Consider the following 13,706-nt stretch of genomic DNA (forward strand, 5'->3'; position numbering starts at 1 on the left):
TGCTGAACGGCTGCATTTGCCCAATTTGCCTATTGTTATGCTATCATACAATGCCAATTGAACAATATCCCGAAACAGGGTTCAGGAATTCTTGTTCCAAGGGGAATGGTTGGAATTCCCGTTTGAGATGACATTATGATCAGCTACCTCGTTGAAGTCATCTTCATCAAGATCAATGATGGAAGGATCATCCGATTTCGAGTTGCCGGAGTAGCTTTGATAGCTGTGGGTCTCATAATGGGTGCCGCTTGAGGAATCATAGCTTTGCGAGAATGTCTGACCTTGCATGGTGGTAAAGGAAACGCGGCTTTTGAAATAGGCGAAAATGGCATCCCGTATGGCAGGGACCAATAGCAGGAAACCAAAAGTGTCTGTGACAAAACCCGGTGTCAGCAACAACAGCCCTGCGGCCAGCAGCATGACTCCATGGGCAAGTTCACGTCCCGGAAGCTTGCCGGCATTCATTTGCTGTTGTGCCTGGCCAAAGAGTGCAAAACCCTGATGCCGTAACAAAACGGTTCCGATCATGGCGGTGAGCAGAATGCCGAGCAATGTATAGACGACGCCGATTTGCTGGCCCAGGAGAATGAAAACGCAAATTTCCAGAATCGGCACTGCCAACAGTAAAAACGGGACAAAAGGAAAGAGCGATCGTTGAGGCACTTTTTACATTCTCCTAAAAAGTCTGTGTTTATTCTGCTCCTTTCGTCATCCAATATAGATTTGCAAGGAACCCTTCCCTAAATATAGATAGAATTATGAAACTTGCAGGTCTTTTCTGCAAAACAAATGGATCAAGGCGAGCTTTATGTCACAATTCCTCGGTTTCGATGTCACTTCGATTATTTTCCTCATCATTGCGGTTGTCTTGTTTTTGCGATTACGAGATGTCTTGGGCACAAGAACAGGCAACGAAGCGGATCCTTTCGATCCATTCGCTGATCGGGAATCTGCCGAAGAAAAGGCACCGCGACAGAGTGATCCAGTCCATGATGATGTCGGCGACAATGTGATTGCCTTGCCGGATCGGAATGAGAGTGAAAAGGAAAGCGAGGAAGAGAAGACCAAACGGATCGAACAGATCGCGCCTGCTGGCTCATCTCTTAACAAGGCCCTTAGCCAGTTGATGGCCATGGACAGGAATTTCGATCCCAAATCCTTCATCGCTGGTGCCCGCACAGCTTACGAAATGATTGTGACCGCCTATGCGCAGGGGGATCGCAAGACGTTGAAAAAGCTGTTGGCGTCAGATGTTTTTACCGGTTTCAGTGCTGCTCTCGATGAGCGCGAGGCCAACAAGCTGCGCGTTGAATTCACTTTCATCGGAATCGACAAATCTTCCATTATCGAAGCGGAAGTGGCTGGCAAAGATGCTCAGATCACCGTTCGCTTTGTCTCATCTATCACCTCTTGCACCAAGGATGACATCGGCCATGTCATCGAAGGCGATCCCAATGCAGTGGAAGAAGTCACCGATATCTGGACATTCAGCCGCGATGTTACCAGCCGCAACCCGAACTGGAAGCTGATCGGAACCGAGTCGGCTCAATAATTCTTTACATCTGCTGCTCAAATGGTAAGAGATGTCCGCGTTTGATGAAAAATGCGCGGACAAAAGCGGATGCGAAGAAAAGCAAGGAGCGGCAGGATTGATGGCAGGTCTCAAAAAGACAGATTTTGACGACCTTGCCGGATGGTACGCTCACGATCATAAGACGGCATTTGCCGTCTTTTGTGATTCAGCTGCTCCTTTGCTGCAAAAGCCTCCAACCAGCCGCGTTGGCAGTGCCAGGGCAGACGCCCTCTTGCGTATCGCCAAGGAGGCACTCACACAGCCTAAAATCCTTGATCAGCATGCAGCGCGGCTTTTTTTCGAGACCCACTTCGAACCCTTTTTCATTGATAAGCCCGGATTGCTGACCGGATATTATGAACCGGTTGTGGAAGGAAGAGTGAAGCGGGACGAGATATTCTACGTGCCTCTTCACAAGCGCCCTGATGATCTGGTTGCTCTTTCATCCGAGGATGCAAAGGCAGCGGGCTTTACAGAAGAGACGAGTTTTGCGCGCAAGACGGATCAGGGATTTGAATTTCATTATGATCGTGCCGAGGTGATGGATGGCGCTCTGGATGGCAAGGATCTCGAACTGATCTGGTTGAAAGATCCTCTCGATGCGTTTGTCATTCATATTCAGGGCTCAGCACAAATAGACCTCGGCAATCGGAAGACCTTACGCATTGCCTTTGATGGCAAATCTGGCCATCCTTATCAGTCATTAGGTAAGTATTTGATTAATAAAGGTATTTTTACAAAAAATGCAATAACTATGGATAAATTGATTCAGTATTTGCGCGATACAGGCAAAGAAGGTGTCGATCTGTTACGGCAAAATCCGTCCTATATCTTTTTCAAGGCCGTCTCTGAGAGCAATGAAACCACCCCCGGATATGGGCCAAAGGCAGCCGCAGGCGTTCCGCTTGCGCCCATGCGCTCCCTTGCCGTGGACCGACATCGCCACACATTCGGTTTGCCATTCTGGCTCGAAACCACACTGCCAGACCGACAAGGGACAGACCAACCCTTTCAGCAGCTTGTTTTTGCCCATGATACGGGATCGGCGATCAAGGGTGCGGCCAGAGGCGACCTGTTTGTTGGGACAGGGCCGGATGCCGGGATTTTGGCGGGGAAACTTCAGCAGAAAACCCGTTTTACATGCCTGATGCCCAGACAGGACACTGGCTCAGTCGGTTGGGAGAGGCACTGATATGGCCAGGAAGCCCCCTCTCAGCCGCAAGGACATAAAGCTCTGGCACAAGGTTGCCAGCACGGTGACGCCTCTTGATGGTAAATCCGCCGAACTGAAAGCGCTCATCAAGACCCTTGATCATCAGCACGCACGAAAACCGGAAAGCGAAGCAGATCCGGAACATCCCGCACAGCGGAAAAGAGCCAGTGCGGCTGAGCTCAACTTTCTGAAAGAAGCAGGTATTCGAGGCAGTGGCGTTGAAAATGCCAAGAAAATCCCACCTTTAGCCGGGCTTGATCGCAGGGAGAAAAAACGGATCATTCAGGGGCGGAAGTCAATCGATGCGCGGCTTGATCTGCATGGCATGACCCAGAAAGAGGCTCATTCAGCCTTGTTTGGATTTCTCCGCAGTTGTCATCTGCAAGATCACAGGCATGTGCTTGTCATAACCGGCAAGGGCAGCGCAGGCGAGAGGGAAACCTACTCGATCGGTCCTGAAAAGGGAGTCTTGCGGCGCGTCGTTCCCAAGTGGCTTTCCGAACCGGATATCAGGTCCATCATTGTTGGATTTGAAGAAGCACATCGCTCACTTGGTGGCGCAGGTGCCTTGCATATCCGTTTGAGGCGGCGTAACAAATAGACTTGGGGACAGTAGAAAACCCGATAAGGGGCAGGACAGCAAGGATTGCAGGCCATGACTCCATTTGGAGCAAAATTACGGCGTATGCGCAAAGAGCGCAAAATCACACTGAAAGAAATGGCAGACCGTCTCGATGTCTCCAGTGCCTATCTGTCTGCGCTCGAACATGGCAAACGTGGCAAGCCCACCTGGTTTCTCATTCAACGGATCATAGCCTATTTCAATGTGATCTGGGATGAAGCAGAGGAGTTGCAACGTCTGGCCGAGATTTCCGATCCGAACCCGACCATCCGCACCGCTGGGCTTGAACCGCAGGCGACAGAGTTGGCCAATCTGTTGGCCGAGCGCATTGATCAGCTGAACAAGGAAAGCCTTGAGGCCCTTATTCTGCAAGTGCGCTCCGCATCCTCTCGTGGCGGGGGACTGGGCACCTATGATCTGCGCGATCAGCATTGAGAGTTGGAATTCCCGGGCAACCTCCCCTCCCCCGATTCTTTCGCGATTTCATCAAAAAGGGCGCCTTGCAAGACGCCCCCTTTTAGCAACTGCGTTTGCAATCATGCTAGAGAATATAGCGACTGAGATCGGTATTCTTGGCCAGCTCACCAACATTCTCGCGCACAAAATCTCCCGTAATTTCGATTGTATCGCCTGAACGATCCGGCGCTTCGAAGGAAATCTCTTCCAAAATCTTTTCCATCACCGTTTGCAAGCGACGGGCACCGATATTTTCAACTGAATTGTTCAGCTCAACAGCGATATCGGCAATGGAATCAATGGCATCATCACTGAAAGTCAGGGTGACCTCTTCAGTTGCCATCAGAGCTGAATACTGTTTTGGCAGATTGGCTTCCGTATCGGTCAGGATGGCGCGGAAATCTTCCCGGCTAAGAGCCTGCAATTCGACGCGGATTGGCAAGCGGCCCTGAAGCTCGGGCAACAGATCCGAAGGTTTGGAGACATGGAAGGCACCCGAGGCGATGAACAGGATATGATCGGTTTTCACCGGGCCATATTTGGTCGTTACCGTCGTGCCTTCGATCAACGGCAACAGATCTCTTTGCACTCCTTCGCGTGAGACATCAACACCGCCCCGTCCTTCGCGGGCACAGATCTTGTCGATCTCGTCCAGGAAGACAATTCCGCTATTTTCCACTAATGATATCGCTTCCGAAACGATCTGGTCTTCATCGAGTAGCTTGTCCGATTCCTCGGCAATAAGCAGCTCGTAGGAATCCTTCACGCTAATCTTGCGTTGTTTGGTTCGCCCGCCAAAGGCCTTGCCAAACATATCCGACAAATTCATCACGCCCATGGACCCGCCGGGCATGCCTGGAATTTCAAAGGTCGACATCGGAGAGCCGGTGTCTTTCACTTCAACCTCGATTTCCTTGTCGTCCAGCAGGCCATCGCGCAATTTCTTGCGGAAACTGTCACGGGTGGACGGGCCAGCCCCTGGTCCCACAAGGGCATCGAGCACGCGTTCTTCCGCCGCGCCATGAGCCTTGGCCTGCACATCCTTGCGTCGTTTTTCCCGAGTGAGGAAAAGCCCGCTTTCGATCAGGTCGCGAATGATTTGGTCGACATCGCGGCCAACATAGCCCACCTCGGTGAATTTCGTCGCTTCCACCTTTATGAAAGGTGCATTGGCAAGCTTGGCAAGGCGACGGGAAATTTCGGTCTTGCCGACCCCGGTCGGGCCGATCATCAAGATGTTTTTTGGCAATACCTCTTCCTTGAGGTCATCATCCAATTGTTGCCGCCGCCAGCGGTTTCGAAGCGCAATCGCCACGGCACGCTTGGCGTCCTTTTGCCCAACGATGAAGCGATCAAGCTCGGAGACGATTTCGCGAGGGGAAAAATTGGTCATTGCGGGTTCTCCTGAGAGGTCCGGACCATGAACAAAGTCGGACCATTCTTTTTATCGACCTGTCTCAAACGGTTGAAACCGGCCTTTTCATAGGCTCTGATTGCGAAAAGGTTGGAAGGATCCGGATCAACCAGAACAGCGGGTGTTCCTTCACAAAAGAGCTTTGTTGTAATCAATTTCAAAAAGCGGGGACCAAGACCGATCCCGACTTTGTCTTCAGGGCCGATGAACTGATCCAGCCCGATTGTGCCCACAGGGCATTCAATAGGAACATTATCCTCATTCCGGTCAACATCAAGCTCGCAAAGCTGCATATAGGCAAAGGCGCTTTCGTCAAGACAAACCATGAGCGGCGTGACAGCGTCATCACCGATATGCCTTTCAATGGAACGGATGGCCTTTTCCGCCGGATCCCACCATTTTGCAACATGTGGCTTTGACAACCAGTCATGAAGCAAGGGCAGATCCGGTTTCTCAACCGGACGAAAACCGATGTTACCCCTATTTGGCATCAAGAATTTCAACAGTCAGATGATCGTTGGTATAGATGCAGATTTCCGAGGCAATCGCCATGGCCTTGCGTGCAATGGCCTCTGCATCCATGTCCGTATCGATCAAGGCTCTGGCCGCTGCCAGCGCATAATTGCCACCAGACCCGATGGCCGTTACACCATTTTCAGGTTCCAGAACATCACCGGTTCCTGTCAGCACAAGAGACACCTCCTTGTCGGCGACGATCATCATCGCTTCAAGGCGGCGCAAATAGCGGTCTGTGCGCCAATCCTTGGCCATATCTACGCATGCTCTGGTCAGCTGATCGGGATATTGCTCCAACTTGCTCTCGAGCCGTTCAAACAGGGTAAAGGCGTCAGCTGTTGCGCCAGCAAATCCGGCGATGACATTGCCCTTGCCAAGAGGGCGGACTTTGCGTGCATTGCCCTTGATGACGGTTTGCCCAAGGCTGACCTGTCCGTCACCGGCAATCACAACCTTGCCGCCCTTGCGAACAGTCAAAATGGTGGTACCGCGCCAACCGGGAAATGCTTGAGTGTTAGAAGACTGATCTGTCATGAGGCTTTCTATTCCATTCTGTTGGTTTGTTTTTCGCAAACCCGATAAACCGGACTTTGGGCTGTCGCCGCCCGGACCATCTCAAGGATGGTTGCTGCTCGTTTTCTCATTTTCAAACAGCTATTCTGGCTCAATGTAAGCATCGGGCATCAAAATTCAATCTTGCTGTGCTTTTGTCAAACACGTCCAACGGATCCCGCCAGCCTTGCGCCAACGCCAGCATGGCCAATTGGCCAGAGATTTTGCCACACTATGGCCTGCCTTGGCAGAGGATGCATCAACAAAGCAGTGATATTGGTCTCAAACCGTCATGAATCTGCTGATCATCTTCATTTTGGCCATCACACGCTATGGATTTGTCAAAAAGGCCCTGATACATATCGATTTGACTGAATAGAGGGAAGGAAGACCTTCATGCGGAAAGCATCGATCACGCGCAGCACCAATGAAACCGATATTTCCCTGACCATCAATCTCGATGGCACGGGCGACTATTCGATTGATACCGGCATTGGCTTTCTTGATCATATGATCGATCAGCTGTCGCGGCATTCGCTTATCGACATGATCATCAAGGCCAAGGGTGACTTGCATATCGATGCCCATCATACCGCCGAAGATGTCGGAATTGCTCTGGGGCAGGCCTTCAAGCAGGCTTTGGGCGATAAAAAGGGCATCACCCGTTATGCCGACGTGCATTTGCCCATGGATGAAGCCATGACCCGCGCGGCAGTTGATGTGTCAGGCCGCCCGTTTCTGGTTTGGGATGTGAGTTTCACACGTGACAAGGTTGGAGACTTCGACACTGAGTTGTTTCAGGAATTTTTCCAGGCCTTTGCCCAGAATGCCGGAATAACCCTGCATATTGCCAACCTTTATGGCACCAACAACCATCACATTGCGGAAACCTGTTTCAAGGCTGTTGCGCGAGCGCTGCGAATGGCCGTTGAAGTCGATCCGCGACAGGCCGACCGCGTGCCCTCCACCAAAGGAACACTGAACGGATAATTTCTTTAGATTCCCGCTCTATAAGAGAAATGGAGAAAAGGGACAACAGAGGCAAAGCCGTGGCGTCTTACACAATCTATGAAAAACCGGGGCTTTCTTTGGAAGACACCATTGAAAGCGCGGTGGTCATCAAGAATGAATATTCAACGCTGGCGTTTGTGCTGCCTGTGGTCTGGATGGTGTTCAAGCGTCAGTGGTGGGTCCTGCTGGGCTATTGTCTGTTCATGATCCCGCTATGGTCTCTCAATGACATTTTGCCAACCTGGGGTGAAATGCTGATCACGCTGATCATCAGCCTGTGGGTCAGCGTTGAAGCGCCCAGTTTCATCGGCTGGTCGCTGGAGCGCAGGGGGTTTGTGGAAGTGGCAACCCTGTTTGCCGAAGATCAGGATCATTGTGAGCGCCGCTATGTTGCCGCCCGGCTTGAAGCGGCCAAAAACAGAGTAGAAACAAGAAAAGCGCCTGCCACAGGGACCCAGCCGGTTCAGCAAGGTGGTTCGGACTCGATAAAAACAGGACTGCGAGACAGTGCGTTGCGGGAATCGGTCATTGGCCTGTTTCCAGCGCCCGAAGCGTCCCGGGAGTTTAAATAAATGCATATCGCAATCATTGACTATGGCTCGGGCAATCTTTGCTCGGCTGCCAAGGCGTTTGAGCGTGCCTCAAGGGAAAATGGTCTTGGCCTTGATGTTCTTGTTACTTCCAAGCCGGATGATGTTCGCAAAGCCTCTCACATTGTTCTGCCCGGTGTTGGGGCCTATGCCGATTGTCGCGCCGGACTTGATGCTGTCGGCGGTATGGTCGAGGCGCTCAATGAGGCTGTGATTGAAGGTGGACGGCCCTTTCTTGGCATTTGTGTGGGCTTGCAGCTTCTGGCGACTCGCGGTCTGGAACACAAGATTACCGAGGGCCTTGGCTGGATTCCAGGTGATGTTGTCGCACTGAAACCGGACGATCCATCTCTCAAAATCCCGCATATGGGCTGGAACACGGTGACTGTTGTCAATGATCACCCAGTTTGGGCTGGTATCGAGACCGGGCCTGACGGATTGCATGCCTATTTTGTCCATTCCTACCATCTTGAACCAACCCATCCGGAACATGTTCTGGCAACCGCCGACTATGCCCAGACCGTGACCGCCTGCGTCGGCCGGGACAATATCGTCGGCACGCAATTCCACCCTGAAAAAAGCCAGAAACTGGGCCTTGCGCTCATTTCCAACTTCCTCAAATGGAGACCTTAAATGATCATCTTTCCCGCTATCGATCTCAAGGATGGTCACTGTGTTCGCCTCAAGCTTGGCGATATGGATCAGGCAACCGTCTTCAACACAGACCCCGGTGATCAGGCCCGGCGCTTTCAGGAACAGGGCTTTGAATGGCTGCATGTGGTGGATCTCAATGGTGCCTTTGCAGGCAAGTCGGAAAATAGCGCAGCGGTAGAAAGCATTTTGGCCAACACCACCAATCCGGTTCAGTTGGGTGGTGGTATTCGGGATCTTGCCGGTATCGAGCATTGGCTCGACAAGGGGATTAGCCGGGTGATTCTGGGCACGGTTGCTGTGCGCGATCCCGAATTGGTCAAACAGGCTTGCAAACTGTTTCCCGGTCGTGTTGCCGTCGGTATTGATGCCAAGGGCGGCAAGGTCGCCGTTGAAGGTTGGGCCGAGACGTCCGAACTGACGGCGGTTGATCTGGCAAAACAGTTCGAGGATGCTGGCGTTGCGGCGATTATCTATACCGATATTGATCGCGACGGCATCTTGAAGGGTTTGAATATCCCCTCGACGCTTGAACTGGCCAACGCCGTTTCCATTCCCGTCATCGCCTCGGGTGGTCTCGCCTCTATTGAGGATGTCAAACGCCTGATCAAACCTGATTGCGCCATTCTTGAAGGCGCAATAACCGGCCGCGCTCTTTATGATGGCCGCCTTGATCCTGACGAGGCCCTTGGCCTTGTCGCTCAAAGCAAAGCCGCAGGAGAAGAAAAATGCTGAAAGCCCGTGTCATTCCCTGCCTTGACGTAAAAGACGGTCGTGTTGTCAAAGGCGTCAACTTCGTCGATCTCAAGGATGCAGGCGATCCGGTCGAAAGCGCCAAGGCCTATGATGCCGCGGGAGCCGATGAGCTTTGCTTCCTTGATATTACGGCCAGCCATGAAAACAGGGATACCATTTTCGATGTGGTGCGCCGAACCGCAGAAGAATGCTTCATGCCGGTAACCGTCGGTGGCGGTATCCGCACCACCGATAATATCCGCGATCTGCTGAAAGCCGGAGCGGACAAGGTTTCGATCAATACCGCCGCTGTTCTCCGGCGTGACTTCATCAGGGAAGCTTCTGAGAAATTTGGCGCCCAATGCATTGTTGCTTCCGTCGATGCCAAGCGCGTGTCGGGAGACGGGGAGCCACTGCGCTGGGAGATTTTCACTCATGGCGGTCGCACACCAACCGGCATCGATGCCATCGAATATGCGAGGGAAGTTGTCGAGCTGGGTGCCGGCGAGATCCTTTTGACATCCATGGACCGGGATGGCACAAAAATTGGTTTCGATATCGAATTGACCCGCACGATTGCGGATATGGTTCAAGTGCCCGTGATCGCTTCAGGCGGTGTTGGCACCCTCGATCATCTTGTCGAAGGGGTGCGCGATGGTCATGCAACCGCTGTTCTGGCGGCTTCCATTTTTCATTTCGGCGAATATTCCATCGCTGAAGCCAAGGAGCATATGGTCAAGGCTGGCATACCAATGCGGATGGATATGGACAAATAGAAGCGATCAGATCGTCCCTCTCGCCTGGCTCACCTTTAAGGGGTAGCCTCGACATTATTCCATGAAGGAAGAGATCCTTGACTGATTTCACATTGAAGACTCTTGAGCGCATCGTTGAAAAACGGGCAAGCTCAGACGATGAAAAATCCTATACCCGCAAGCTGATTGGCAAGGGCGTTGGAAAATGCGCCCAGAAACTTGGCGAAGAGGCGGTCGAAAGCGTTATTGCCGCCATGAAGGGCGACAAGAAGGAGCTGATTTGCGAGACTGCAGACCTGCTCTATCACCTGCTTGTCGTGCTCAAGATTTCGGACGTCAGGCTCAAAGACGTCATGGTTGAGCTCGAACGGCGGACGGCACAAACAGGTCTGGAAGAAAAAGCATCGAGAAAAGCAGACTAAAACTGACATTTTGCCACTAATAGACAAGTTCGCAGATGCAAAAAAGTCTGTAGAAATTGAGCCTGATCAACCTCACGTTCGTCTTCTATAGCTAGTGTGCACCCGCTGAACCTTTTCGTGTCTTGAATTTTCCGCAGAAATTTGTGCAAAGCAAAAAGCACAACCAGGGAAGGGGAGCATGAACAAGAAATCGACGCATAGTCGATCACCCGGCCCCGAGGATAAGATGAAAGAAACAGCAGACCGGCAGCTGTCTCCCTACCGGACATTCACAAGCGAAGAATGGGCAACGCTTCGTGCCGATACGCCAATGACCCTGAACAGACAGGATCTTGAAAAGATCAAGAGTCTGAATGATCCCATTTCATTGACAGAAGTGGAAGAGATCTATCTGCCTTTGTCCAGGCTATTGAGCTTCTATGTGGAGTTTGCCAAGGGCCTGAACAATGCAACACAGCATTTTCTGGGCACCAATGAACCAAAAACACCCTTTATCATCGGTGTTGCGGGCTCGGTTTCCGTTGGCAAGTCAACGACCGCGCGCCTGCTGCAAACGCTTCTGTCGCGTTGGCCTGCAAGTCCCAAGGTCGATCTGGTGACAACCGACGGGTTTTTGCTGCCCAACGACATTCTGGAAGCCGAGGGCCTCATGCGTCGCAAGGGCTTTCCCGACAGCTATGATCGGCCGGCCCTGTTGCAGTTCCTGACCGATATCAAGGCTGGCAAACGCAAGGTGAAGGCTCCCGTCTATTCCCATTTCTATTATGATGTAATGCCGGATCAGGCGCAGATCATCGATCAGCCGGACATTCTCATCCTTGAAGGTCTGAATGTTCTTCAAACCGGAATATTGCCCAAGGATGGCAAGGAGATTCCGTTCGTCTCCGACTTCTTCGATTTCTCGGTTTATATCGACGCCGATGAGGAAATGCTCCATCGCTGGTATTTGGAGCGCTTCATGCGACTTCGAAGCACGGCTTTCCGGGATCCTGAATCCTACTTTCATCGCTATTCATTGATCGAGGAAAAGGAAGTGGGTCGCATTGCCGATGATTTGTGGATGTCGATCAACCTGGTCAATTTGCGAGAAAACATCTACCCGACCCTGCCTCGGGCGGATCTTGTCTTGCGCAAGGAACATGGTCATACCATCAAGACCGTCATGCTGAGAAAACTGTAGCGTTTTCGATGGTCATTTCGGTTTCGGAATCATGAAAAAGGCGGCTACAAGGCCGCCTTTGTTATTCGAATAAGACCGGAATGACCATCAAAGCAATTGTGCCTGTTCCGCTGCCTGTCTCAAGTCAACTTCAGGGCGAGGGCCGATATGCTGGATGACTTCCGCAGCGCAGAAGTTGCCCAGCATCGCGCAGCGTTCAAGCTCCATTCCTTTTGAAAGCCCGAACAGGAATCCCGCCGCATAAAGATCGCCCGCGCCGGTGGTATCGACCACTTTATTCACCTTGCAGGCTTTGACATGATAGGTTTCATTGCCAGAGATTGCCACGGACCCTTCTGAGCCGAGCGTGACAGCAGAGAGCTTTGTATCTCTGCGCAGCGCATTGAGGGCCGTTGCCCGGTCTGCGGTCTGAAAAAGGGATTTCACTTCCGGTTCGTTGGCAAAAATCATGTCCACCTGACCGGATTGGATCAGTTCGAGAAACTCGTCCCGGAAGCGGTCGACACAGAAACTGTCGGATAGAGTGATTGAAACCTGACGGCCTGCCTCATGGGCAATCCTTGCGGCCTTGCGAAACGCATTCTTGGCGTTTTCCTTGTCCCACAAATACCCTTCCATATAGACAATATCGGAATTGGCAACCACGCTCTCATCGATATCATCCGGCACCAATTCGCTGCACGCTCCCAGATAGGTATTCATCGTGCGTTCGCCATCTGGGGAAATCAGCACCATGCAGCGAGCGGTCGGGGAGCCACCAACAAGGGGTGGGGTGTTAAAATGAGCACCAAGCGAGCGCATGTCATGGGCAAAGATTTCGCCAAGCTGGTCATTGGCGACCTTGCCGAAATAGGCAGGTTTGCCACCAAGGCTGGCAAGTCCGAAAATCGTGTTGCCCGCGCTGCCGCCCGAGGCTTCGATCCCTGGCCCCATCTTTGAATACAGATATTCGGCGCGCTCTGCGTCAATGAGGTTCATTGAGCCCTTGTGCAGATTCTCGGTAACCAGAAAGTCTTCTTCCACGCGTGCGAGCACATCCACGATCGCATTGCCAATTCCCAAGACATCAAAATGTGGTGCTGTCATTCTTGTCTCCCGCCCTTTCGATCCGAGTTGTATGATCGCGACCGCTGGCGTTTGTATGTTTGAAAAACTCGACGCAGTATAGAAAGCCAAAAGCCTATGGCAACTGAGAATTTCGGCCATTTGCTCTTGTATCTTCTCTTTTGCCCGCCTATCTGCTGGTTGAGTGAAACAAATCCGAATAAGACGAGACCCTGCATATGTTATCTCCCGCCATTCTGGCTCTGCAACAGCTTTTCTCCAAGCCTTTCCGCTCCATACTCTGGAAGATGCTGGGCATCACTTTGTTGCTTCTTTTGCTTGTCGGGATTGGAATGGAAGCAGGGCTTGAATATCTTCTCAGTCTTGAGAGCGTGTTGCCCGGATGGGCAGAGTCCACGGCGAGTATTCTGGCCGGCCTTGGTCTTGTTTTCGGTTTGTGGTTCCTGATCATCCCGGTTTCTGCGGTGGTGGCGGGCCTCTATCTTGATGAGGTCAGCCGCATTGTCGAAAGCACCCCATTATGCGCACGAGCCGCATGGCCGTGATCTGCCGATGATGGATGCGATTCTCTATACCATTCAGTTTCTTGGTGTCGTTATCCTCGTGAACCTGGTCGTTCTTATCCTGATCCCGTTTCTGGGTTTGGGGATTCCGCTCTTCTTCGTTGCCAACGGATATCTGCTTGGCAGGGAATATTTCGAGCAGGCGGCCTTGCGATTCAGAACAAAGGCAGAGGTCAAGGAGCTTCGCGCCCGACATGGAGCCAAGATTTTCATGTCAGGCCTGCTGATCGCCGGCTTTGTTGCGGTTCCACTGCTCAACTTGCTGACACCGTTGTTTGCCACCGCGCTCATGGTTCATGTGCACAAACGGGTGACAGGGTCGCGCCCGATGATCACAGAGTGAGGTGGTTGCCGCGTTGGCTCTGTAACTGAGGGTCACTCACAAGCC

Annotated in this window: 18 protein-coding genes; 13 read left to right on the forward strand and 5 right to left on the reverse strand. The window is 52.1% G+C overall.

From position 1 onward, the window contains the following. Positions 1-81: 81 nt before the first annotated feature. Positions 82-663 (reverse strand): FxsA family protein, encoded by a 582-nt coding sequence (locus ACHZB8_RS02130; protein WP_316858398.1) that lies wholly within the window; start codon positions 661-663, stop codon positions 82-84. Between the two features lie 145 nt (positions 664-808). Between ACHZB8_RS02130 and ACHZB8_RS02135 the strand changes: the two genes are divergently transcribed. The 4 genes from ACHZB8_RS02135 to ACHZB8_RS02150 all read left to right on the forward strand — a co-directional run bounded on the left by ACHZB8_RS02135 (position 809) and on the right by ACHZB8_RS02150 (position 3,843). Continuing rightward, the gene (locus ACHZB8_RS02135; RefSeq protein ID WP_316858399.1) at positions 809-1,552 is read left to right on the forward strand and encodes a Tim44/TimA family putative adaptor protein; all 744 of its coding nucleotides are present in this window, start codon (positions 809-811) and stop codon (positions 1,550-1,552) included. 100 nt (positions 1,553-1,652) lie between these two features. Next, the gene (locus ACHZB8_RS02140) at positions 1,653-2,765 is read left to right on the forward strand and encodes an MltA domain-containing protein (RefSeq protein ID WP_316858400.1); all 1,113 of its coding nucleotides are present in this window, start codon (positions 1,653-1,655) and stop codon (positions 2,763-2,765) included. A 1-nt stretch (position 2,766) separates the two neighbouring features. Beyond that, positions 2,767-3,387 (forward strand): Smr/MutS family protein, encoded by a 621-nt coding sequence (locus ACHZB8_RS02145; protein ID WP_316858401.1) that lies wholly within the window; start codon positions 2,767-2,769, stop codon positions 3,385-3,387. A gap of 54 nt (positions 3,388-3,441) precedes the next feature. Continuing rightward, positions 3,442-3,843, forward strand: a complete 402-nt coding sequence (locus tag ACHZB8_RS02150) for a helix-turn-helix transcriptional regulator (RefSeq protein ID WP_316858402.1) — start codon at positions 3,442-3,444, stop codon at positions 3,841-3,843. A 106-nt stretch (positions 3,844-3,949) separates the two neighbouring features. On the opposite strand, the gene hslU is transcribed toward ACHZB8_RS02150, so the two are convergent. From hslU to hslV, 3 genes are read right to left on the reverse strand one after another with little or no spacing between them, the layout of a single operon-like run. Further along, positions 3,950-5,257 carry an ATP-dependent protease ATPase subunit HslU gene (gene hslU, locus ACHZB8_RS02155; RefSeq protein WP_316858403.1) on the reverse strand — a complete coding sequence of 436 codons (1,308 nt, stop codon included), beginning with the start codon at positions 5,255-5,257 and terminating at the stop codon, positions 3,950-3,952. After that, positions 5,254-5,769 carry a GNAT family N-acetyltransferase gene (locus ACHZB8_RS02160; RefSeq protein ID WP_316858404.1) on the reverse strand — a complete coding sequence of 172 codons (516 nt, stop codon included), beginning with the start codon at positions 5,767-5,769 and terminating at the stop codon, positions 5,254-5,256. The genes hslU and ACHZB8_RS02160 overlap by 4 nt, the downstream gene beginning before the upstream one ends. Further along, complete coding sequence (gene hslV, locus ACHZB8_RS02165) at positions 5,759-6,328, reverse strand: ATP-dependent protease subunit HslV (RefSeq protein ID WP_316858405.1); 570 nt, start codon at positions 6,326-6,328, stop codon at positions 5,759-5,761. Before hslV ends, ACHZB8_RS02160 begins: the two co-directional genes overlap by 11 nt. A 414-nt stretch (positions 6,329-6,742) precedes the next feature. Here hslV and hisB point away from each other — a divergent pair, with 414 nt between their 5' ends. The 7 genes from hisB (at position 6,743) to coaA (ending at position 11,690) form a co-directional block, all read left to right on the forward strand. Continuing rightward, on the forward strand, positions 6,743-7,336 hold the full coding sequence (hisB, locus tag ACHZB8_RS02170) for an imidazoleglycerol-phosphate dehydratase HisB (RefSeq protein ID WP_316858406.1): 594 nt from the start codon (positions 6,743-6,745) through the stop codon (positions 7,334-7,336). Positions 7,337-7,395: 59 nt separating this feature from the next. Then, positions 7,396-7,929 (forward strand): DUF2628 domain-containing protein, encoded by a 534-nt coding sequence (locus tag ACHZB8_RS02175; RefSeq protein WP_316858407.1) that lies wholly within the window; start codon positions 7,396-7,398, stop codon positions 7,927-7,929. After that, positions 7,930-8,580 (forward strand): imidazole glycerol phosphate synthase subunit HisH, encoded by a 651-nt coding sequence (gene hisH, locus ACHZB8_RS02180; protein WP_316858408.1) that lies wholly within the window; start codon positions 7,930-7,932, stop codon positions 8,578-8,580. It begins immediately after the preceding gene. After that, complete coding sequence (hisA, locus tag ACHZB8_RS02185) at positions 8,581-9,333, forward strand: 1-(5-phosphoribosyl)-5-[(5-phosphoribosylamino)methylideneamino]imidazole-4-carboxamide isomerase (protein ID WP_316858409.1); 753 nt, start codon at positions 8,581-8,583, stop codon at positions 9,331-9,333. Then, entirely contained in the window at positions 9,327-10,109 is a 783-nt protein-coding gene (gene hisF, locus ACHZB8_RS02190) for an imidazole glycerol phosphate synthase subunit HisF (RefSeq protein ID WP_316858410.1), read from the forward strand. Before hisA ends, hisF begins: the two co-directional genes overlap by 7 nt. A gap of 77 nt (positions 10,110-10,186) precedes the next feature. Continuing rightward, positions 10,187-10,510 carry a phosphoribosyl-ATP diphosphatase gene (locus tag ACHZB8_RS02195; RefSeq protein WP_316858411.1) on the forward strand — a complete coding sequence of 108 codons (324 nt, stop codon included), beginning with the start codon at positions 10,187-10,189 and terminating at the stop codon, positions 10,508-10,510. A gap of 178 nt (positions 10,511-10,688) precedes the next feature. Further along, positions 10,689-11,690 carry a type I pantothenate kinase gene (coaA, locus tag ACHZB8_RS02200; RefSeq protein WP_394706070.1) on the forward strand — a complete coding sequence of 334 codons (1,002 nt, stop codon included), beginning with the start codon at positions 10,689-10,691 and terminating at the stop codon, positions 11,688-11,690. An 87-nt stretch (positions 11,691-11,777) separates the two neighbouring features. Here the strand turns inward: coaA and ACHZB8_RS02205 are convergent, their stop codons facing one another. Next, positions 11,778-12,776, reverse strand: coding sequence for an adenosine kinase (locus tag ACHZB8_RS02205; protein ID WP_316858412.1), 999 nt, complete (start codon positions 12,774-12,776; stop codon positions 11,778-11,780). Positions 12,777-12,973: 197 nt separating this feature from the next. Here ACHZB8_RS02205 and ACHZB8_RS02210 point away from each other — a divergent pair, with 197 nt between their 5' ends. Next, entirely contained in the window at positions 12,974-13,300 is a 327-nt protein-coding gene (locus tag ACHZB8_RS02210; protein ID WP_316858413.1) for an EI24 domain-containing protein, read from the forward strand. Further along, positions 13,257-13,661: an EI24 domain-containing protein gene (locus tag ACHZB8_RS02215; protein ID WP_316858414.1), complete on the forward strand. Its 405-nt coding sequence runs from the start codon at positions 13,257-13,259 to the stop codon at positions 13,659-13,661. Before ACHZB8_RS02210 ends, ACHZB8_RS02215 begins: the two co-directional genes overlap by 44 nt. Positions 13,662-13,706 lie beyond the last annotated feature (45 nt).

The organism is uncultured Cohaesibacter sp. (assembly GCF_963556055.3).
GTDB lineage: Bacteria > Pseudomonadota > Alphaproteobacteria > Rhizobiales > Cohaesibacteraceae > Cohaesibacter.

What these genes read in the sequence shown, in the direction of transcription:
- ACHZB8_RS02135 (WP_316858399.1), top strand. Translation starts at nt 809, where the DNA reads ATGTCACAATTCCTCGGTTTCGATGTCACTTCGATTATTTTCCTCATC.
- ACHZB8_RS02140 (WP_316858400.1), top strand. Translation starts at nt 1,653, where the DNA reads ATGGCAGGTCTCAAAAAGACAGATTTTGACGACCTTGCCGGATGGTAC.
- ACHZB8_RS02145 (WP_316858401.1), top strand. Translation starts at nt 2,767, where the DNA reads ATGGCCAGGAAGCCCCCTCTCAGCCGCAAGGACATAAAGCTCTGGCAC.
- ACHZB8_RS02150 (WP_316858402.1), top strand. Translation starts at nt 3,442, where the DNA reads ATGACTCCATTTGGAGCAAAATTACGGCGTATGCGCAAAGAGCGCAAA.
- hslU (WP_316858403.1), bottom strand. Translation starts at nt 5,257, where the DNA reads ATGACCAATTTTTCCCCTCGCGAAATCGTCTCCGAGCTTGATCGCTTC.
- ACHZB8_RS02160 (WP_316858404.1), bottom strand. Translation starts at nt 5,769, where the DNA reads ATGCCAAATAGGGGTAACATCGGTTTTCGTCCGGTTGAGAAACCGGAT.
- hslV (WP_316858405.1), bottom strand. Translation starts at nt 6,328, where the DNA reads ATGACAGATCAGTCTTCTAACACTCAAGCATTTCCCGGTTGGCGCGGT.
- hisB (WP_316858406.1), top strand. Translation starts at nt 6,743, where the DNA reads ATGCGGAAAGCATCGATCACGCGCAGCACCAATGAAACCGATATTTCC.
- hisH (WP_316858408.1), top strand. Translation starts at nt 7,930, where the DNA reads ATGCATATCGCAATCATTGACTATGGCTCGGGCAATCTTTGCTCGGCT.
- hisA (WP_316858409.1), top strand. Translation starts at nt 8,581, where the DNA reads ATGATCATCTTTCCCGCTATCGATCTCAAGGATGGTCACTGTGTTCGC.
- hisF (WP_316858410.1), top strand. Translation starts at nt 9,327, where the DNA reads ATGCTGAAAGCCCGTGTCATTCCCTGCCTTGACGTAAAAGACGGTCGT.
- coaA (WP_394706070.1), top strand. Translation starts at nt 10,689, where the DNA reads ATGAACAAGAAATCGACGCATAGTCGATCACCCGGCCCCGAGGATAAG.
- ACHZB8_RS02205 (WP_316858412.1), bottom strand. Translation starts at nt 12,776, where the DNA reads ATGACAGCACCACATTTTGATGTCTTGGGAATTGGCAATGCGATCGTG.
- ACHZB8_RS02210 (WP_316858413.1), top strand. Translation starts at nt 12,974, where the DNA reads ATGTTATCTCCCGCCATTCTGGCTCTGCAACAGCTTTTCTCCAAGCCT.